This window comes from Maricaulis sp., from assembly GCF_048270265.1.
GTDB lineage: Bacteria > Pseudomonadota > Alphaproteobacteria > Caulobacterales > Maricaulaceae > Maricaulis.
This window is the reverse complement of the sequence record NZ_JBLWTD010000003.1, coordinates 53693-73267: the sequence shown is the minus strand read 5'-3', so window position 1 is coordinate 73267 and position 19575 is coordinate 53693. Positions and strand designations below refer to the sequence as shown.

The following is a 19575-nucleotide window of genomic DNA, read 5'->3' as shown; positions in this document are numbered from 1 at the left end:
ACCCACAAACCTGACACTCCAGAGCAACACTTTCCCCCCTTCGGTGAAACAGACCGGAGCACGGGGCGACTTGCATTGACGAACTCACTTGTAATGTCATACCTTCGATCACCAACAAAAAAGATACCGGGTGATCGCGGGCGATCTGCATCACTCAGGCCATCGAAGACGGGGAGAAGCAGATGAAATACCTCAGTAATGCATCGGCACTGGCGATCGCGGTCTCACTCATGAGCGCAACGTCGGCTCTGGCCCAGTCAGCCGAGACCAGCGCAAGCGGTCCTCAGCTGGACACGATCACGATCACCGCGCAGCGGCGTGAAACCACACTCCAGGACGCCTCCATCGCCGTATCGGCCATGACCGGTGAGCAATTGGAGAAAGACCGCATTCTCAGCTTTGAGGACCTTGCCGGTTCGGTGACGTCACTCTCCTTCACGGCACTTTCGCCGCTCGACCAGGAATTCAACATCCGCGGCATCACCAATACGCGCCTTGATTCGCCAACGGCCGACCAATCAATCGGGATCTTCCTCGATGACGTCTATGTCGGGCGTTCCGGCCTGTTCAATTCCGACCTGTACGACATTGCCCGCGTCGAGGTCGTTCGCGGCCCACAGGGCGTTCTGCTCGGCCGCAATGTCGTCGGCGGCGCGCTCAACATCATCGTCGCAGAGCCCGACTTCACGCCCGGCGGCAATATGACCATATCGGTCGGCAATTATGACGAAGTCCTCACGCGCGGCTACATCACCGGCCCGTTGACCGACGAGATCGCCGGCCGCCTCTCCTTCCAGTCGCGCAATCGCAGCGGCTATAATTACGACGTGCTGCACAACCGTGACCTCGACGATCTGCGGTCCTTCCAGCTGCGCGGCCAATTGGCGTTCCAGCCTGAAGGCTCCAATTTCGGTGCCCGTCTGATCGCCGATTACACCAAGGACGAGTCCAACGGCTTCCTCAGCGTCGCGATCGATGGTCCCGATCCGGCAACCCAGGGCCCCTGGAGCATCGCTCGCGAACAGATCGGTGCGCTCCGCGGCATACCGCTCACCATTCGCGAAGGCCTGCCGGAGCATCCGCTTTATGCCGGTGATGCCAATGAGACCCCGCAAGGTCTGGAGCGTGAAGCCATTGGCGTGGCGGTGCACCTCGACTACGAGTTTGACGATTTCGCGACCCTGACCAGCACCACCGGCTATCGTCAGGGCCAGGCCGCCAGTGTGTATGACCAGACGGGCCAGGGTCCGAATAATGGCTATGGCATCATTTCGCCCCTGCTCTTCCGCTTCCCGCTCAGCGAAACCGAGGACATCACCCAGTTCACTCAGGAGTTCCGGCTGGTTTCCAACACCCCGGAAAGCGCGTTCGACTGGATCGTCGGTGCCTACTACCAGCACGACGAAGTCACCAAGCAGGACCGGTTCTGGGCCGAGGTGCCGTTGACGGCGCTCTCGACGCTTTCCGGTGAATCCCATTGGGACAATTCCGGCGAAACGACCTCCTATGCGGCCTTCGCGCAAATGGGTTATCGCTTCAGCGAGCAGTTCCGGATCGTTGGCGGCGTTCGCTACACGCATGATGAAAAAAGCGGCACCGTCACCGCCCTCGCGGTCGAGACCGGCGATGCCTTCAATCCGACCGATACCGTGCCTCTGTCCCCCCTGGCACCGACCTATACTGAAGGCGGTGGTTTCACGACGGATTACGGTGATGACTGGTCGCAGGTTACCACCCAGGTCACAGCCGAATATGCGCCCAATGATGACCTCTTCGTCTATCTGACCTGGGCGCAGGGCTATAAGGGCGGCGGCTTCGAGGATGACCCCGCGAACGCGATCGCGGCACAATCGGGCTATGATCCGGAAACCGTTGAGAATATCGAGCTCGGTGTCAAATTCGACTTCTGGGATAGTCGCGCCCGCCTGAACGTCGCGGCCTTCCAGATGAGCTACCAGAACCTGCAGGTCACACAGACCGATGCCGGCTGCCTGTGCAACATCACCGACAATGCCGCCGATGCCGATATCTCCGGTATCGAGGCGGAACTTCAGTTCGCTGTGACGGAAAACCTGCGGGTCTGGGGCGGCGCGACCTTCCTGGACACCGAGTATATCGATTTCGTCGACTCACTCGGCGTGGACTCCTCGGGCAACAACCTTCAGCGCACTCCGGACAGCCAGTTCAATATCGGCGGCGAACTCACCTTCGACGCCGGTCCATGGAGAGAGGCCCTGTCGGCGCGCCTGAACTACAGCTATCACGGCGAAATGTTCTGGGCACCGGACAACAACCAGATCCAGGAGGCCTATGGCTTGCTCGACGGCCGTCTGACCCTGACACCGCCGAATGCTGACTGGACCGTGTCGATCTGGGGCAAGAACCTCACTGACGAACTCTACCGGACGAATATTATCGCCTTCTTCGGCGATGAGATCTCCCGGTTTGCAACTCCTCGGACCTACGGCATCGAGCTGTCGGTCGACTTCTAACCCCCTCCGAGCAAGGGAGGGCGCCTCGTGCGCCCTCCATACTCCGAGTACTTGAAAGCCGATCCGTGAAAACGGATCGGCTTTTTCTTGCCCGAAAATGAGATGCTGGAAGACTAGGCCTTGCGCGGCGTGCTGACGCGTTTGGCCATCGCCTTCTCAAGCCCCTTGGGATCGCGCGCCTGATGCGCCCGGACCTGGATCGCGTGTGGATCCGTATCGTGCTCGTCAATTCCCCGCGCGGCGGCCCACAGGCCGGCCTTTGCGATATCGACTGGCTGGGATTGGGCGACATTTTTCACATGTGCCGCCATGCGGGTCTCGACAGAACCGACAATCAGCGCCGTGACATGCACACCCAGTGGCGCCAGTTCAGCGCGCAGGCAATTGCTGGCTGCCCGGCTGGCAAATTTCGACGGGCTATACCCCCCCATTTCCGGCACGGCGACGATGCCGCCCGCGGAAAGGACATTGATGATCGTGCCGCCACCATTGCCCGAGATCACCGGTGCGAAGGCACGGCTCATCTCGAGCGGGCCGAAGAAATTGACTTCCATCTCCCGGCGCGCGGCATCCTTGTCATCGGTGTCGTAGAGGCGCTCCATGGTGCAAAGGCCGGCATTATTGACCACCAGGGTGGCGTCCTTGCAGGCAGCCGCAGCCGCGGCGACCTGTTCGGGTTTCGTGACATCCAGCTCGACCGCAACAACGCGGGCCGGATCCCTTGCAACGATGGCCTGGGCATCGGCGAGCACGCGCGAGGCAACATAGACCCGCGCAGCGCCCTGGTTGAGCAATTCCTCGACAAAGCCGAGACCAATGCCGCGATTTCCGCCGGTGACAATGGCGGTGCAACCTTCAATTTTCATCATTTCGCTCCCTGAACCTCGTAGAGGACATCATGTGGTTTCTTGGTGCCGCGCACGAGAACGGACGGGTCCGGCGCGATGCCGCCACGCCCCCAGCTCTCGAGCAGGGGCATTTCGTGATTCCATTCCCAGGCAATGCGGCGATGGACGATGCCCCAACGCCCGTCGCGGCGTTCGAACCGGTCGATAGCGCGCGCCATGGTCAGATTGTCGAAACTGGCATCAGCCGTTTCGTTGCGTGAAAAGGTCATCATGTAGCATTCGGCAAGCGCCGTATCGCCATCGAGTTCGATGAGCATATTGGTGATCGCGTGCGTCATTCGTGGTGCCTTGGGGAGCACCTTGCGCAACATGGCGATGTAGTCGGAGGCGGGGCCGAGAAAGGTGCCGCCGTGATCCTCGATCGCGTCGTCATGATAGGCGGCGGCAATGAGGTCGGCATCGCCGCGGTCGGCGCCGCGGCAATAGCGGACCAGAATTTCGCTGATCGCCTGCTTGTCGAGCAGGGCCCGCAGCTCTGCCTCCTGGATAGGGGGGGCCGTCATGATGCAACTCCTTGAATTGGGGATGGCTGAGACCCTGAACCCGGCAGCACAGGCCGGTCCAGCAGGGCCCGGACATAATCGGGCGGTGACACACCCCGCTCACCTTCGGCGACGAGCCCGGGATTGAAATAGTCACGCCAGGCCTTGATCCGCTGACCCTCGAATTCGAAGATGCCCATATAGGGCACAGCGACATGGCCGCCCTCGACGGTGTCGAACTCGTCCGCACCCTCAACGAAAAGGGCATTGCCCGCCTCCGCCGCGCGGAAAATGCGCCAGTTCGGCCGCCGGGCCTTGAGCTTGTAGGCCTTCAGGAATTCACGGGCGCCGTCATGACCGATCTTCGGTGCCGCCGCGGTCGTGGAATAGTGCCAGACGACATCTTCCGTCAGGTGGGCGATGACGGCCTCGACATCCTGGGTTTCGCACCATGACTTGATGATCGTCTGCAGCACTTCGAATTTGGTCTGCATCTCGTCTCCCCCTTGCCGGCTGGTTTTCAGGCGCGCCTGAATGCGTGGAAATGCGTCGCCAGGGGCGCGGGCTGCAAGCCTGGCGGCGCCGCAATGACGGCCGGAATCGCATTGATGACCGCGCCCGCCACACCAAGTTGCTCGGCGGTCGTCCGGGCGGTCCATCCGCTTGGCGTCTCGAGATCGAAATCCAGCTTCACCGAGGGGGTTCCATCGACGCGAATGGTCCAGAGCGGTGGCGGCGCCTCGCCCGCGGCCGGCGCCTCCATCGTCCAGCCAATACCGAGATCGACGCGTGTCTCGCCGCCCTCGATACCCAGCCAGTTCCAGTCGATCCGGGCGGTCGTACCGGCGCGGATCACGCCGGCGGCAATCTCGAGATCGCTCTGCGCCGGCCGCAGCATGTGGGCTGTCTTGACGCCGTCGAGTTTCCAGCCGAGCCGGTCTGCCACGCAGCCCACAACTTCACGGAAAAGCGCGTTCATCGTCTGGCCCGGCACCCAGTCGGGATGGTTTGGGTCCACCTTTCCGGGCTCCGATCCGAAGCCAATGATATCGAATACATAGGGGGCGCTCTTCACCGCGCGGCAATCGACCAGTTCGCGCAGCGAGATGCTGGTGACGTCCGAGCACACGCCCGTCGCCAGAACGGCCAGCTTCTCGGCCCCGAAACCGGGATTGAGACCGGCGCCCATGAAACTGGTCTGGCCCTCGGCACAAGCTGCCTGGAAGGAGGCCTGGCGCTCTTGTGGCCAGAAAGGCGGGAAGCTGCCGCCATTGATGCTGATCACATTCTTGCCCGAGCGGAGCAGGCGCTGGATGTCACCATCATGGCGTTCGAAGGGCGGATCCAGCCGCGCGGCATGGATGACGACATCGGCGTCCAGCGCCAGAATCTCCTCGATCGATTGCGTCGCGAACACACCGGTGGCGGGGCGTCGTGCAATCTCGCCGGCGTCCAGCCCGGCCTTGCGCTCGCCATAGACATAAAGGCCGACCAGTTCGAGATCAGGCCGGTCGATGACGGCCCGCAAACAGGTCTTGCCCATCGCGCCGGTAGCCCACTGGATGATTTTCATGCGGTGCCGCTTCCTGTGACTGAAGGCCGGGCCTCGGACGCACGCGCCCTTTGGCATTCGTGGATCAGATCCGCAAAGGCCGCTTCGGCGCCCGCGAAACCGCGAACATCGTCGAGGCCCCGCAGCGTCCCGGCCAGGGCTTGCACATCCTCGGCCGACATGTCGGGCGCCGCGGTGGCACCACGCCCTTCGACCATCTGCGCCCGCCGGAGCCAACCGGCCCCGCTGACCCATATTTCTCCGCTCTGGCGGCAGGCCGCACTGCTCAACCACACCGCAGCGGAACCGACATTGCCGGGCGCGATTGCCGCTGCCAGGGCGGGATCGAGGTCGGGAGCATCAGTCATGCGGGTCGCGGCATAGGGCGCGAGAACATTGACCCCGACCCCGTCGCGGCGCCATTCGCTCGCAAGCGACATGGCAAAGGCGTTGAGAGCGCCCTTTGACGCCGCATAGGGCGCACGTCCCCTCACACCATACAGGCCGGCTGACGATGAGATCAGCAGGAAGCGACCCGAAGGAGACGCCCGCAATGGCCCCTGCGCAGCCTCGGCCAGGGCGATATTGGCAAAGAAATTGGTTTCCATCACATCGCGAAAATCTGCGAGTGAACCCTGCGTCAGCTTGCGGGCCGGACCACTGGTGCCGGCATTGGCGATCACCGCGTCCAGACGCCCGAAGGCCTTGATGGCCGCGCCGACCACCGCCTCGCCGGCACCGGGGTCCGCCATGTCGGAATACTCGGCAACGGCCTGGCCGCCTGAACTGCGGATCTCCTCGACAACGCGGCCCGCATCGTCCGGAGCGCCGGGGCGGCGCCGATTGCTGACCACGACATGGGCGCCACGCGCTGCCCAGGCTTTCGCGAACGCCTCGCCCAGCCCCTTGCCTGCACCGGTGACGACAACGACCCTGCCGCTGTCATCAGGATGATCGGATCGATCAGAATGGGAAGAATATCTTGTCATCCCCCGAGGATAGGGGGGTAGGTTTGTTATTGCAAGTGATGTTGTGCGGAGCTCAGGACGCGGCGGACTGATCCAGATCGCGGATAGGCCGCGTTTCGACAACCTCGTATTCAACCTCCTGCGGCCCAACCGGCTCACGGCAGGATGAACAGACAACCATCGCCTCGAGATCAGCGCCGCAGGGCCGGTGCTTCAGCAACAAGGGCGGCCCCTCCGGTGCGACATAGTACTTGTCGCCCCACTTCAGCAGCATCAGCAGGATCGGATAATAATCGATCCCCTTCGGCGTCAGCCGGTATTCAAACCGGGCCGGCCGGTCGCTGTACTGGTGCATGGTGAGGACGCCGATGGTGCACAACCAGCTCAGGCGTTCCGACAGGATATTGGTCGCGATTGCGGTATCGTCGCAGATCTCGTCGAACTTGCGTAACCCGGTGAAAATCGAGCGCAGGACGAGACTGGCCCAGCGATCCCCGGTGATCTGGGCCACATGATCGAGCAGGGTGGATTCGGCGGGCCGGTCGGCAGCCATGTCGCGATAGCGACGTCGCCGGCTATAGGTCGCGGCCATCAGGCCGACGCCCGGGCCTTCGCTCCAGTCGACATCATGCGCGGTGACTTCTTCGCGGCATGCGTTACAGACCGGCGTCGGATCGAACACCTGGCCGCACGTCTTGTGGCGCAGGATGATTTCGATCTTGCCCTCGGGCGGCGCCCAGTGCCGCTCCCAGCGCAGCATCATCAGGGCGGTCCAGTAGAGGTCACGCCCCTTCTGGGTCATCTGGTACTCGAAACGGCGCGGGGCTTCGGAATAGAGGCGGCGCTCGAATATCTCGGCCGCGAGAAGGCGCTTGAGCCGGTCGCTCAGCAGGGGCTTCAGCAAGCCGGTGCGATTGCGAAAATCCTCAAAGCGGCGGGCACCCAGCCAGCTGGCCTCAAGGATCAGCAGGGTCGACGTATCACCAACGACCTCCAGCGTCCGCCAGATCGAGCAGGTTCTGATAAATTTCTTGGCCATCTGCGCCTCATAGAATGCGACAGTCGAGACCTGATGCAAACCCGGGAAGCCCGGCCCCCTGCCCCAAGCATTAACGACGTAGATGGTATTACCACACAACCCTCGGTCTGCATCTCACATCATCAGTATCCGGCGTTTATGTCGCAGAGTCGGTGAGGCGCAGACAGCGCTGCGGGATGCGCAACCCCCGATCAGGCGGGGCTCGCGCATCCCGGCCAGGCTATACGTCGATCGTTTTCAACTCGCGCTTCGCATATCTGGCCGCGAGGAAAAACAAGAAGGCTGCCAGCGCAAAGGCGGCGGGTGATGCGATTGCGATCGCATACCGAATGCCACTTTCATAAGGAAACAAGATGTCCCCCAGAAGCGCCGTTGCCGTCGGTCCCGCGCCGAGACCGATGATGTTGACGATGAACAGGTAGACCGCTGACACCGTCGCCCGCATCCGGTTGGGCGTGAGCTGTTGCAAGGCCGTCGCAGCTGCTCCGATCGGCACAGCTGCCGTTGCGAAGAAGATCACGAAGGCGATCGCCGTCACCCAGAGATTATTGCTGAGCGGGAAGACGACGGCACCGACCGTGCCAATCATGGCGGCGAAGCCACAGAATGCGAGGCGTCCCGCTGGCTGGCCACCCAGCCTGTCGGTCAGCCAGCCACCACCGACCAGGCCGATGAGCCCGCCCAGGATGAGACAACCGCCGGCGAGCTGGCCTGCATCGACCAGGGGCATTCCGTGCACCCGCATCAGGAAGACCGGGAACCATGAGATGGCCGCAAAGACGGCGAAATTGACCATGCCGGTCGCAAAGCAAAGGCCCAGGACGGCCCCGGCCCGGCGGCGCAGGAAGGCGGCAATCGCCTTGAGGGGGATCTGAACCTTGTCGGCCAGCGGATCACTTGAGACCAGACGCGCGGGTTCCGGCATGAGCGCCAGCACAACAGCGATGGCCAGGCCGGGGATACCGACGATCATGAAGGTTGCCTGCCACGCCCGCACTTCGCCGATGATCGGCAGGTAGAGCGCGTCGGCCGCCACGACAAACTGGATAACGGCTGCGCCGATGAAGAAGGCAAGCCCGGCACCCACCGCAGATCCAAGCCCGTACAGGCCCATCGCGAGGCCCATGCGGCGTTGCGGGAAGCTGTCGGAGATAATGGAATAGGCCGCCGGCGACAGGGTCGCCTCGCCCACACCGACACCCATCCGCGCGAGGAAGAGCTGCCAGTACTGGCCAGCGAGGCCACAGGACGCCGTCATCAGACTCCACAGGGCGACACCGACAGCGGCCACACGCAGGCGCGCGGCCCGGTCGATCAGACGCCCCAGCGGCAGGCCGACAAGCGTGTAGAAGATCGCGAACGCCAGACCCTGCAACAGGCTGATCTGGGTATCGGTGAGATTGAGATCGGCCTTCATCGGCTCAACCAGAAGGCCGATGATCATACGGTCGATGAAGGAAAATATATAGGCGACGAAAAGCACGGCCACGGTCAGCCATGCGACCAGAGGAGGCGGGTAGCGCCCCGCCTCCTCTGCAGCATTTGCGGGGCTGGTTTCGCCCGTTGCGTCAGTCACGCTCACCGCCCGGCCGAGTCAAAGTCCGTGGTGAGACCAAGGGCCTCGAGCAGTTCGGCACGGTCATAATATTCGCGCCATTCGGTGATCAGGCCGTCTTCAACCTCGATCACGCCAACGACAGGCACCGAACCGGCATGGCCGTTATAGACAAACTCGTCGGTGCGCTCGAGGAAGACGACATTATCGACGAGGCCGACATGGCGGATGTTCAGTGTGATGGTCTCGAGGCCTGCACCGAGATGGCCGATGCGCTCGCCAATGGCTTCGCGGCCGACAACCGGCTCGACCATCATGGAATGCAGCGATCCGTCTTCAGCAAACAGGCTGTTGATGCGGTCCCAGTCGCGGGTGTTCCAGGCATCAACCATGTCCATGACAACAGCGACGCGCGGATCGGTGGCGGCGGATTCTTCGACCTGCCCCTGGGCGCAGCCCATGGTGAGCAGCCCGGCAGTAAGGGCGATAAGTGTGGTACGCATTGGAATTCTCCCCGTTGGTTTTTGTATGCAAGTCATAAGAGAGGTGGAATTCAACTACGTCAAGCGCGTTATCGCCAGATCAGGTCGATTGCATGATATCGTCCAGCCAGTCGGCATTCGGTTCGCCTGCCCGGGCAGCGGCAATGACAGCTGCATCGATATAGTCGCGCCAGCCGGCAACTCGGCCATCACGGAACTCGAACACACCAGCATAGGGCAGGCGGATATGGCGCCCGTCTGCGCCGACATAGTCGTCGATACCCTCGACGAAAAGCCGGTCACCCGCCTGGGCCCAGTGCATGATCTCCCAGCGGATCTGGGTCTGGCCGGCACCAAATCGCTCAAGGAAACGCCGCACCGCATCGCGGCCGCGCAGCGGGCGGGATCCGACATGGTAGTGATACACCACATCCTCACACAGGTGCTCCAGCACCCCGTCGACATCGCCGGCCTTCCAGGCGGCGATGATCCCGTTGACGGTCTCGATTCCACTCATCAATTCACTCCCTCGGACTGGCTTGATATTTCTGGTTCGGCGGTCAGCTCGCGGCGCAGGATCTTGCCCAGCGGGTTCCTGGGCAGGGCATCGACGATCTTTAGCCGCTCCGGCAATTTGTAGGTCGCCAGCGCCTCATCCCTGAGGAAGCCGGTCAGCTCTTCAAGGGAGAGGGATTGTCCGGGCTTCAGTGCCACGACAGCGCACACGCGCTCGCCCAACCGCTCATCGGAAAAGCCGATACAGGCAACCTCGCGAACGGCCGGATGCCCCTCGATCATGGAATCAAGCTCGGCGGGCGAGATATTCACCCCGCCGCGGATGATGATTTCCTTGCTGCGCCCCACGAAGTGATAGAAGCGCTCGCCGTCATCGGCCGCGATCTCGAACAGGTCGCCGGTACGGAAATAGCCGTCCCCGTCGAAACAGGACTTGTCGAGTTCGCCAGCCTGCCAGTAGCCGTCAAACACCATCGCGCCATCCAGCCTCAACTCTCCCGGCCGGCCGGACACGGTGATGATTTCTTCGGTCTCCGGATCAACCAGTCGCGTGCGCACCTTGGAGGCAAAGCTTGAATTCCAGCCAAGCCCCTCGACGCCGAAACGCGGGAACAGCCGCGCGCGCAGGTCCGGATCTGCGACATCAAGCGAGGAGGAAAAGAGCGAACAGCCTTCATTGGACCCGAATACATTCATCACCGGCACGCCATGGCGTTCCTGCCAGCCGCGCACCATCCAGGGCGACAGCGGCGCCGAGCCGGAGCCGAGGCAGCGCAGATGGGAAAGATCCGCACCGGCCAGCATGGATTCGTTCTTCAACAGCATGTTGAGAATAGCCGGCGGCGCCACGGTATAATTGATCCGCTCGGAGATGAGCTGGTCGAGGAATATCCCGGCATCAAAGGGGTGATGCTGCACCATGGTCCCGGCGCGCAGAAGCCAGGGCATGACCACGCCGCCAAAGGCCGCGATATTGATCAGGGGGAAGGGATTGAGCAGGACGTCCCCATCCTGCAGCCCCGTCGCCTCGACCAGGGCTTCGCCATTGACGCGCCAGTGATCATGGTGACGCGGCACGCCCTTCGGCGTCGCCTCGGTGCCCGAGGTCCAGCAGATCGTCAGCGTTTCGGCCGCCTCGACTGGCGGATCGGGCAGAACAATCTCGGTCTCCAGCGTCAGATCCAGCGTGGTGGCCCCGGCGGTCTCGCAACCGCCAACGCAAATGACGGGCCCTTCGAACAGTCCGGCATCGCGGAGTTTGACCGCGGTTTCGGCGTGCGCATGCGTCCCGAACCTGTCGACCGTCAGGATGAGCGCCGGCTGGATCTTGCCCAGCAGGGCGCGCAATTCATGCTCGCGATAAGCCATCGGCATCGGGCTCAGGATGGCGCCGATCCGCGCGCAGGCGAGGAAGGCCAGAACGCCCTCGACGATATTGGGCAGCTGCGCCAGGACGATATCATCGCGCCCGACGCCCTGCGCCTGAAAGGCCCGCGCAACGGCGTTCACGCTGGCATCCACCGCCTGCCAGTCCAGCCGCTGCGGCTCGCCCAGCAATCCCATTGCGGCCCGGTTGGGCGGATCCACGAGGGCGGTATTGTCACCCCCGGCGGCCACAGCACGACGGAAGATGGAATCAACGGTCTCGCCGCGCCACCAGCCCTTCCGGCGATAGCTGTCGATGCGGTCTTGCGGGCTCTGGATCACGCCGAATACCTCCCCGGTCTCGAAAAATCTGCCGCGCCCAGTTAGCCAGCATCGGTATGTTCATGCAAGTCGTTCACTGAACCGGGGCGGCGAGGCGGTGCCACAAAGCGCTCCAGCTCGGGACGAGCCAACTGTAATCAACGCATTTTTCGTCGCAACGCACCGCGCAGAATTGACAGTGCCGAAGCCCGGCGTATAGGCTCAGGATCGAATTGCATAACCAGACCTTCTTCAAGATTTGCGCACGCCCTGCCGGCGTTGCGCCGGAAACGGATTGATCAGACCATGCCCTCACCGGCTTTTCGAGACGTCGAATTCCCCCCCGTCGATCTGGTGATCGAAACGCATGCGGATGGCAGCATCGTCATGACGCCGCGCGAATCCCTGCAGATCGAGAACGCCTCGGTACCGGCTGGCCTGGCCCGCCAGGCAAGCCTGCAGCCAGACCGCCCGCACCTCGCCGAACGGCCGGCTGACGGTGACGGCTGGCGCAAGGTCAGCTTTGCCGAGATCAAGGCCGCCGCCGATGCGGTAACGCAATGGCTGATCGATCTCGATCCGGAGCCGGGCCGCCCGGTGATGATCCTGTCGGGCAACTCAATCAATCATGCCATCATGCGCTATGGCGCGATGGGCGCCGGCGTGCCGGTCTGCCCGGTGAGCGAGAACTACGCCCTGATGGGCGGTGCCGGCGGCTATGAGCGCCTGCGCCACGTTGTCGACCTGGTCCGTCCCGCAGTGATTTTCGCCGAAGACGGCAAGGCATGCGGTCCGGCGATCAAGTCCGTCGCGCCGAAAGGCAGCGTCATTGTCACCGGCGCCCCATGCGACCTGCCCTCCACGCTTCTCGACGACGTCCTCGCGACGCAGCCCGGCGCGGACGTCGCGGCCCGCATCGCGGCGCTCGATCCGGATGCGCCGGCAGCCTATATGCTGACCTCCGGTTCCACCGGCCGCCCCAAAGCCGTCATCCAGACCCAGCGCATGATCACCGCCAATCTCTACCAGGGCTGGCAAGTGCTCGGACGCGCCGCCGGCTGGGACGACACCCTGCTGGAATGGCTGCCCTGGAGCCATGTCTCGGGCGCCTTTTCCTCGATGGCTGCGGCGATCTTCGGTGGCACCTATTACATCGATGGCGGCAAGCCGATGCCCGGCCGTTTCGACGAGACCATCCGCAATCTGCGCGAAGTTCCGCTCAAATATTTCACCAATGTGCCCGCCGGCTACGCCATGCTCGCGGACGCACTGGAGGAGGATGAAGTGCTGCGCCGAACCTTCTTCCAGGACCTGCGCCTGATGCTCTATGGCGGCGCCGGCCTGCCGCAGCCCCTGTATGATCGCATCCAGGCGCTCGCGATCAGTGAAACCGGCAAACGGGTCTTCTTCACCACGGGCTATGGTGCGACCGAGACCACATCGGGCTGCATGTCGATCTACTTCATGAGCGAGCAGGTCGGCATCGGCCTGCCAATGCCCGGCCTCTCGGTGAAGATGGTACCGGCCGGCGATCGCTACGAGTTGCGGATGAAGGGCCCGATGATCACCTCCGGCTATCTCGATCAGCCCGAGCTGAACGCGACCCTGCGCGACGAGGATGATTTCTACCGCATCGGGGATACGGCCCGCTTCCACAATCCCGACAAGCCCGAAGAGGGCCTGGCCTTTGCTGGCCGCCTCGCCGAGGAATTCAAGCTCGATACGGGCACCTGGGTCTCCGGCGGCGCCCTGCGCGCAGAAATCGTCGCGGCCCTGTCACCCTGCATCGCCGATGCGGTGATCTGCGGCGAGAACAAGCCCTATATCGCCCTGCTCGCCTGGCCGAACCCGAAAGGCCTTGCCGAACTGACCGGCACCAGCGGCCTGCCGCTCGGGGAGCTGTTGCAGCACCCGGCGGTGACCGAGGCGATCCGCTCGCGCCTGACCGCCCACAATGCCAGGGCCAGCGGTTCGAGCCAGCGTATCGGCCGCTTTGCCTTTCTGACCGAACCACCCAATGCCGAGGCCCATGAAGTCTCGGACAAGGGCACGATCAACCAGTCCATCGCCAAACAACGTCGCGCGGCCGATATCGAGGCGCTCTATGCTGCCACGCCCGGTCCCGGCATCATCGATCTGCTGGCCCGACCGGCCGCGCACAAATCTTCTGGAGACGCCTCATGACCGAAGTGATCGCACTGCTCGGCTCCAATCTCGCCATGCTCATCGGCGTCATGCTCGCGCTCTGGGCAATCAGTATTCCGTTGAAGGATGTCAGCTTCATCGATTCTTTCTGGGCCTTCGGCTTTATTTTCGTGGCCGGCCTGAGCTTTTTCCTCACCCCGGACGGCGCCAGCGCGCGGAAACTCTTGCTCCTCGGACTGACAGCAATCTGGGGCCTGCGCCTGGGCGGCTATCTGTTCTGGCGCTGGCGCAAGGAAGGCCCCGACAAACGCTATGTGGCCCTGCTCAAACAGGCCAAGCCGGGCACAGAACACTGGCACAGCTTCAAATTCGTTTTCATGATGCAGGCTGTCCTGCTCTGGATCGTCTCGCTGCCCGTCCAGCTGGGCCAGATCTCGGCGACGCCCGCGGCCCTGGGACCGGTCGCCTTCGTGGGCGCCGCCCTGGCACTGACCGGTATTTTCTTTGAAAGCGTCGGCGACTGGCAGATGGCCCGGTTCAAGGGCGATCCGGCGAATGCCGGCAAGGTGATGGATCAAGGCCTGTGGCGCTATACGCGGCACCCGAATTATTTCGGCGATGCCTGCGTCTGGTGGGGCCTCTATCTGATCGCCGCCGAAACCCAGGTGGCCTGGGCCGCCATTCTCGGCCCGATCATCCTGACCGGCCTGCTGGTCAAGTGGAGCGGAGCGGCCTTGCTGGAACGCAGAATGAAGCGCTCCCGTCCCGAATATGAGGACTATATTGCCCGCACCAGCAGCTTTATTCCCATGCCCCCGAAATCCGGAGACCTGTCCTGATGAGCACCGTCAAGATCAACACCGTTCCGCACACCGAACCTGATCCGCGCCATCCCTATATGTCGGGTGCGTGGACCCCGAATTTCGATGAGTATGATGCCGACAAGATGGAGGTGATCGGCGAGATTCCGACCGATATCGACGGCGTCTATGTGCGCAATACGGAAAACCCGGTGCATGGCTCGATCGGGCTCTACCATCCCTTCGACGGCGACGGCATGATCCACGCGATCTCATTCCGTGACGGCCAGGCCGCCTATCACAACCGCTTCGTACGCACCAAGGCCTTCATGGCCGAGGCCGAGGCCGGCAAGGCACTCTGGGCGGGCATCGCCGAAGATCCCAAGCTCTCCACCCGGCCTGGCTGGGGCGCGCATGGCTCGGTCAAGGACAGTTCCTCGACCGATGTCGTTGTCCACGCCGGCAAGATCCTCTCGACCTTCTACCAGTGCGGCGACGGTTATCGGCTCGACCCCTACACGCTGGAACAATTCGGTACCGAAAGCTGGGTCCCGCTCGACGGTATCTCGGCCCACCCCAAGGTGGATGAAGAGACCGGCGAATTGCTGTTCTTCAACTATTCCACCCATGCGCCCTACATGCATTACGGCGTCGTCGGGCCGGACAACAAGCTCAAGCATTATATCCCGATCCCGCTGCCCGGGCCGCGCCTGCCGCACGACATGGCCTTCAGCAAGAATTACTCGATCTTCGCCGACCTGCCCCTGTTCTGGGACCCGGTTGCGCTGGAGAATGGCCGCCACGCCGCCCGTTTCCATCGCGACATGCCGACCCGTTTCGCGATCGTGCCGCGCTATGGTTCGCCGGACCAGATCAAATGGTTCGAGGCCGACCCGACCTATGTCCTGCACTGGATGAATGCCTATGAAGAGGGCGACGAAGTCATCCTCGACGGATATTTCCAGGAACAACCTGTGCCCAATCCGCTCGAGGTCAATCACCCCGATCCGCGCATGGGGCATCTGATGGCCTTTATCGACGAGAACTCCTTCAAGCCGAAACTGCACCGCTGGCGCTTCAACATGAAGACCGGCGCCTGTACCGAGGGGCATCTCGACGACCGCATCCTGGAATTCGGCAGTTTCAACCAGGAACGCGCCGGCACCCGGACCCGCTATGCCTATTCCACCACGACCAAGCCCGGCTGGTTCCTGTTCACCGGTGCCGTCAAGCATGATTACGAGACCGGCCAGTCCCAGAGCCTGTCCTTCGGCGAGGGCCGTTTCGGCAGCGAGGCCCCCTTCGCGCCGCGCATCGGTGCGGTCGACGAGGATGACGGTTATCTCGTCTCCTTCATCACCGACATGAATGAAGACCGGTCGGAATGCGTTCTGATCGATTGCAAGAATTTCGAGGCCGGTCCGGTCTGCCGCATCATCCTGCCGCACCGGATTTCCAGCGGCACCCACGCGACCTGGGCCGATGGCCCACGCCTGCGCGCCGCCCAGGCCGCCTGATCAAATCAAAGGACATCTTCCATGGACATCCAGCCCAACACCATCGAGAGCCTGCTTGCCAAACAGGACATCCAGGAAGCCCTCGTGCGCTATGCGCGCGGCGTCGACCGTGCCGATGGCGAGCTCCTGAAGTCCTGCTATCACAGCGATGCGATCGAGGAACACGGCAATACCTATAGCGGCCTTGCCCATGCCTATGTCGACGGCGCGATCGAGCGCATGGCCAAGCTCAGGCATCCGATGGCGCACTATCTGTGCAATGTACATATCGATCTCGATCTGAAGGCCGGCCTCGCCTATGTCGAGACCTATGTCCTGACCTTCGCCCGCTTCGACGACAAGGCCGGCGAGCCCAATGACACGCTGACCGGCGGCCGCATCGTCGACCGTTTCGAATGCCGTGATGGCGCCTGGAAGATCGCGCACCGCAAGATCGCCTTCGACTGGAATCGTGATGCGCCCGCCAACGAGACCTGGTGCCTGGGCATGTTCAAGCCCGATGCGCCGGGCATGAATATGGGCCAGCGCGGGACCGGTGATCTCTCCTACCAGCGCTTCTAACCTGACCGAGCTGCCCGGATGCTAGGCGGAGGCCTTCACGGCCTCCTCCAGCACATCCAGCCCCTCGTCGAGCGTGTCGAAGCCGATCGTCAGCGGTGAGAGGAAGCGGATGACATTGCCCCGCACGCCGCAGGAGAGCAGCAGCAGACCGCGCTGACGCGCCTCGGAGACGATGCGCGCCGTGCGGGCCGGGTCGGGGCGGGTGGCATCGCCATCCTCGACCAACTCGATCGCCGTCATCGCACCGAGCGTGCGGATATCGCCGATGCCGGTGTCGGACTGACGCATCGCCTCGCAGCGGCGCACAATGCGGTCACCGATCTCGATGGCGCGTTCGCACAGGCCCTCCTCAGCGATTACATCGAGCACGGCCAGACCGGCAGCGCAGCCCAGCGGTGAGCCGCCATAGGTTCCGCCCAGACCGCCGGGCGCCGGTGCGTCCATGATCTCGGCCTTGCCGATGACACCGGAGATCGGGAAACCACCGGCCATCGCCTTGGCGATGGTCATCAGGTCCGGTTCGATCTCGGCATATTCGGTCGCGAACATGCGGCCGGTGCGGGCAAAGCCGGTCTGGATCTCGTCGACGATCATTAGGATGCCATGCTCGTCACAAATGGCGCGCAGGGCCTGCATGAAGGCCGGAGACGCGGCATAGAAACCGCCCTCGCCCTGGACCGGCTCGATGATGATGGCGGCGACGCGGGCCGGGTCGACATCGGCCTTGAAGAGCTGGTGCAGCGCCTTGAGCGAGTCCGCTTCCTCGATGCCGATATAGGGCGCGGGGAATGGCGCATGGAAGACCTCGCCAGGGAAAGGCCCGAAACCGAGCTTGTAGGGCGCGACCTTGCCGGTCAGCGCCATGCCCATCATGGTGCGGCCATGGAAACCGCCGGCAAAGGCGATCACGGCCGGGCGGCCCGTGGCGGCGCGGGCGATCTTGACGGCATTCTCGACCGCTTCGGCGCCGGTGCTCAGGAAGATCGTCTTTTTCGGGCTTGGTCCCGGGGCCAGCTTGTTGAGCCGTTCGGCCAGCCGGACATAGCTCTCATAGGGCGTGACCTGGAAACAGACATGGGAGAAATTATCCAGCTGCGCAGCAACGGCGGCTTTCACCTTGGGGTGATTATGGCCCGTATTGGTGACGGCAATCCCGGCCGCGAAATCGATATAGCGATTGTCCTCGATATCCCAGATCTCGGCATTGAGCGCGCGCTTGGCGAATACCGGATGCATGACGCCGACACCGCGCGGCGTTGCTGCCTGACGTTCGGCCCAGAGTGTTGAATTTGTCATTGTCTCATCTCCCCCGGCGCTCAGGCCGACAGGCCTCCCATCAACATGTATTTGGTGTCGAGATAATCCTCGAGGCCCTGGCGCGAACCTTCGCGGCCAAAGCCTGATTGCTTGACGCCGCCGAATGGCGCGGCGGCCGAGGACATGACGCCCTCATTAATGCCGACCATGCCGTATTCCAGCGCCTCGCCGACGCGCCAGGCGCGGCCGAGATCACGGGTGAAGAGATAGGCGGCGAGGCCGTAAATCGTGTCATTGGCAAGGGCGATCACCTCGGCCTCGGTCTCGAAACCGATCAGCGGCGCCACCGGTCCGAAAATCTCTTCCTGGGCGACGGCCATATCCGCCGTCACGCCTTCGATCACGGTCGGCTGGTAGAAAAGCTCGCCCGCCGCGTGCTTGGCACCGCCGGTCAGAACCCTGGCGCCAGCCGAACGGGCCTGGGCGACGAGACGCTCGGTCTTGGCGAGCCCCGCCTCATTGATCAGCGGTCCGACTTCACAGCCCGCCATCTCGCCATCGCCGACCTTGAGGGCGGCAACGCGCGCGGCCAGACGTTTGGCGAATTCCGGCATGATCCCCGACTGGATAAACATGCGGTTGGCGCAGACGCAGGTCTGGCCGGCATTGCGGAATTTGGACGCCATCGCGCCGTCGATGGCCGCGTCGATATCGGCATCATCGAACACGATGAAGGGCGCATTGCCGCCCAGCTCCATCGAGGCCTTTTTCACCGTCGCGGCAGATTGCTCCAGCAGGAGCCGGCCAACGGCGGTGGAGCCGGTGAAGGTGATCTTGCGCACATCCGGGCTGGCGGTCAGCTCACCGCCGACTTCTGCGGCGCGCGCCGAGGTGACGATATTGAACACGCCGGCCGGCACGCCGGCCTCAATGCCGAGCTGGGCCGCCATCAACGCCGAGAGCGGGGTCTCGGCGGCTGGTTTGGCAACCATGGTGCAACCGGCGGCGAGCGCCGCGGCGGCCTTGCGCATCAGCATCGCATTGGGGAAATTCCACGGCGTGATCGCGGCGCAGACCCCGACCGGCTGTTTCATGACCAGAATGCGATTATTGGCCGAGGCGGAGGGGATGATCTCGCCATAGATGCGTTTCGCTTCCTCGGCAAACCATTCCAGATAGGAGGCGCCATAGAGGATTTCGCCGCGCGCTTCGGTCAGCGGCTTGCCATTTTCGCGCGTCAGAATCAGGGCCAGCTCGTCGGCACGCGCGACCATCAGATCGCGCCAGCGCCGCAGGATTGCGCCCCGCTGCCCGGCTGGCAAAGCCGCCCAATCGGCCTGGGCCGCCTTGGCTGCGGCAATCGCGGCGCGCGTCTCGGTGACGCCGCAATCGGCGACCGAAGCAATGACGGCACCGGTCGCCGGATTGGTGACGTCGAAACGGCGTCCATCCTCCGCATCGCACCAATGACCGCCGATAAAGGCCTGGGTCGGGCAAGCCGGTAGTGTGGCCAACATGGCATTCCCTCTCGACATGATAAGGCGTCAAACGAAATCTGGGGCCAGTTTACGGCTTCGCGCCACCAGCCATAGGGCCAGTTTCAACCGACTGATCG

The 19575-nt window shown here is 63.2% G+C and carries 17 protein-coding genes; 5 read left to right on the top strand and 12 right to left on the bottom strand.

The features are described 5' to 3' along the window. Positions 1 to 182: 182 nt before the first annotated feature. Positions 183 to 2492 carry a TonB-dependent receptor gene (locus tag ACN0YF_RS02655; protein WP_417493241.1) on the top strand — a complete coding sequence of 770 codons (2310 nt, stop codon included), beginning with the start codon at positions 183 to 185 and terminating at the stop codon, positions 2490 to 2492. 113 nt (positions 2493 to 2605) lie between these two features. On the opposite strand, the gene ACN0YF_RS02650 is transcribed toward ACN0YF_RS02655, so the two are convergent. The 10 genes from ACN0YF_RS02650 to ACN0YF_RS02605 form a co-directional block, all read right to left on the bottom strand. Next, a complete protein-coding gene (locus tag ACN0YF_RS02650) occupies positions 2606 to 3358 on the bottom strand; it encodes an SDR family oxidoreductase (RefSeq protein ID WP_417493240.1) in 753 nt (250 codons plus the stop codon). Further along, positions 3358 to 3903 (bottom strand): nuclear transport factor 2 family protein, encoded by a 546-nt coding sequence (locus tag ACN0YF_RS02645; RefSeq protein WP_417493239.1) that lies wholly within the window; start codon positions 3901 to 3903, stop codon positions 3358 to 3360. Before ACN0YF_RS02645 ends, ACN0YF_RS02650 begins: the two co-directional genes overlap by 1 nt. Then, positions 3900 to 4376 (bottom strand): nuclear transport factor 2 family protein, encoded by a 477-nt coding sequence (locus tag ACN0YF_RS02640; protein ID WP_417493238.1) that lies wholly within the window; start codon positions 4374 to 4376, stop codon positions 3900 to 3902. Before ACN0YF_RS02640 ends, ACN0YF_RS02645 begins: the two co-directional genes overlap by 4 nt. A gap of 26 nt (positions 4377 to 4402) precedes the next feature. Beyond that, positions 4403 to 5455, bottom strand: coding sequence for a hypothetical protein (locus tag ACN0YF_RS02635; protein WP_417493237.1), 1053 nt, complete (start codon positions 5453 to 5455; stop codon positions 4403 to 4405). Next, entirely contained in the window at positions 5452 to 6423 is a 972-nt protein-coding gene (locus ACN0YF_RS02630) for an SDR family NAD(P)-dependent oxidoreductase (protein ID WP_417493236.1), read from the bottom strand. Before ACN0YF_RS02630 ends, ACN0YF_RS02635 begins: the two co-directional genes overlap by 4 nt. Positions 6424 to 6475: 52 nt before the next feature. Beyond that, positions 6476 to 7441 (bottom strand): winged helix-turn-helix transcriptional regulator, encoded by a 966-nt coding sequence (locus tag ACN0YF_RS02625; RefSeq protein ID WP_417493235.1) that lies wholly within the window; start codon positions 7439 to 7441, stop codon positions 6476 to 6478. A 220-nt stretch (positions 7442 to 7661) separates the two neighbouring features. Beyond that, a complete protein-coding gene (locus ACN0YF_RS02620) occupies positions 7662 to 9017 on the bottom strand; it encodes an MFS transporter (protein WP_417493234.1) in 1356 nt (451 codons plus the stop codon). Between the two features lie 2 nt (positions 9018 to 9019). Continuing rightward, positions 9020 to 9499 carry a nuclear transport factor 2 family protein gene (locus tag ACN0YF_RS02615; RefSeq protein WP_417482418.1) on the bottom strand — a complete coding sequence of 160 codons (480 nt, stop codon included), beginning with the start codon at positions 9497 to 9499 and terminating at the stop codon, positions 9020 to 9022. Positions 9500 to 9578: 79 nt separating this feature from the next. Next, complete coding sequence (locus ACN0YF_RS02610) at positions 9579 to 9995, bottom strand: nuclear transport factor 2 family protein (RefSeq protein ID WP_417493233.1); 417 nt, start codon at positions 9993 to 9995, stop codon at positions 9579 to 9581. After that, positions 9995 to 11701: a class I adenylate-forming enzyme family protein gene (locus ACN0YF_RS02605; protein WP_417493232.1), complete on the bottom strand. Its 1707-nt coding sequence runs from the start codon at positions 11699 to 11701 to the stop codon at positions 9995 to 9997. The genes ACN0YF_RS02610 and ACN0YF_RS02605 overlap by 1 nt, the downstream gene beginning before the upstream one ends. A 285-nt stretch (positions 11702 to 11986) precedes the next feature. Here ACN0YF_RS02605 and ACN0YF_RS02600 point away from each other — a divergent pair, with 285 nt between their 5' ends. The 4 genes from ACN0YF_RS02600 to ACN0YF_RS02585 are packed head-to-tail and all read left to right on the top strand — an operon-like array spanning position 11987 to position 16703. After that, positions 11987 to 13864, top strand: a complete 1878-nt coding sequence (locus ACN0YF_RS02600) for an AMP-binding protein (protein ID WP_417493231.1) — start codon at positions 11987 to 11989, stop codon at positions 13862 to 13864. Continuing rightward, positions 13861 to 14664 carry a DUF1295 domain-containing protein gene (locus ACN0YF_RS02595; RefSeq protein ID WP_417482414.1) on the top strand — a complete coding sequence of 268 codons (804 nt, stop codon included), beginning with the start codon at positions 13861 to 13863 and terminating at the stop codon, positions 14662 to 14664. Before ACN0YF_RS02600 ends, ACN0YF_RS02595 begins: the two co-directional genes overlap by 4 nt. Next, positions 14664 to 16142, top strand: a complete 1479-nt coding sequence (locus tag ACN0YF_RS02590) for a carotenoid oxygenase family protein (RefSeq protein WP_417493230.1) — start codon at positions 14664 to 14666, stop codon at positions 16140 to 16142. Before ACN0YF_RS02595 ends, ACN0YF_RS02590 begins: the two co-directional genes overlap by 1 nt. Positions 16143 to 16163: 21 nt before the next feature. Next, the gene (locus tag ACN0YF_RS02585) at positions 16164 to 16703 is read left to right on the top strand and encodes a nuclear transport factor 2 family protein (protein ID WP_417493229.1); all 540 of its coding nucleotides are present in this window, start codon (positions 16164 to 16166) and stop codon (positions 16701 to 16703) included. Positions 16704 to 16724: 21 nt separating this feature from the next. Here the strand turns inward: ACN0YF_RS02585 and gabT are convergent, their stop codons facing one another. Next, positions 16725 to 17999, bottom strand: coding sequence for a 4-aminobutyrate--2-oxoglutarate transaminase (gene gabT / locus ACN0YF_RS02580; protein WP_417493228.1), 1275 nt, complete (start codon positions 17997 to 17999; stop codon positions 16725 to 16727). Positions 18000 to 18019: 20 nt separating this feature from the next. Further along, positions 18020 to 19477: an NAD-dependent succinate-semialdehyde dehydrogenase gene (locus ACN0YF_RS02575; protein WP_417493227.1), complete on the bottom strand. Its 1458-nt coding sequence runs from the start codon at positions 19475 to 19477 to the stop codon at positions 18020 to 18022. Between the last annotated feature and the right edge of the window lie 98 nt (positions 19478 to 19575).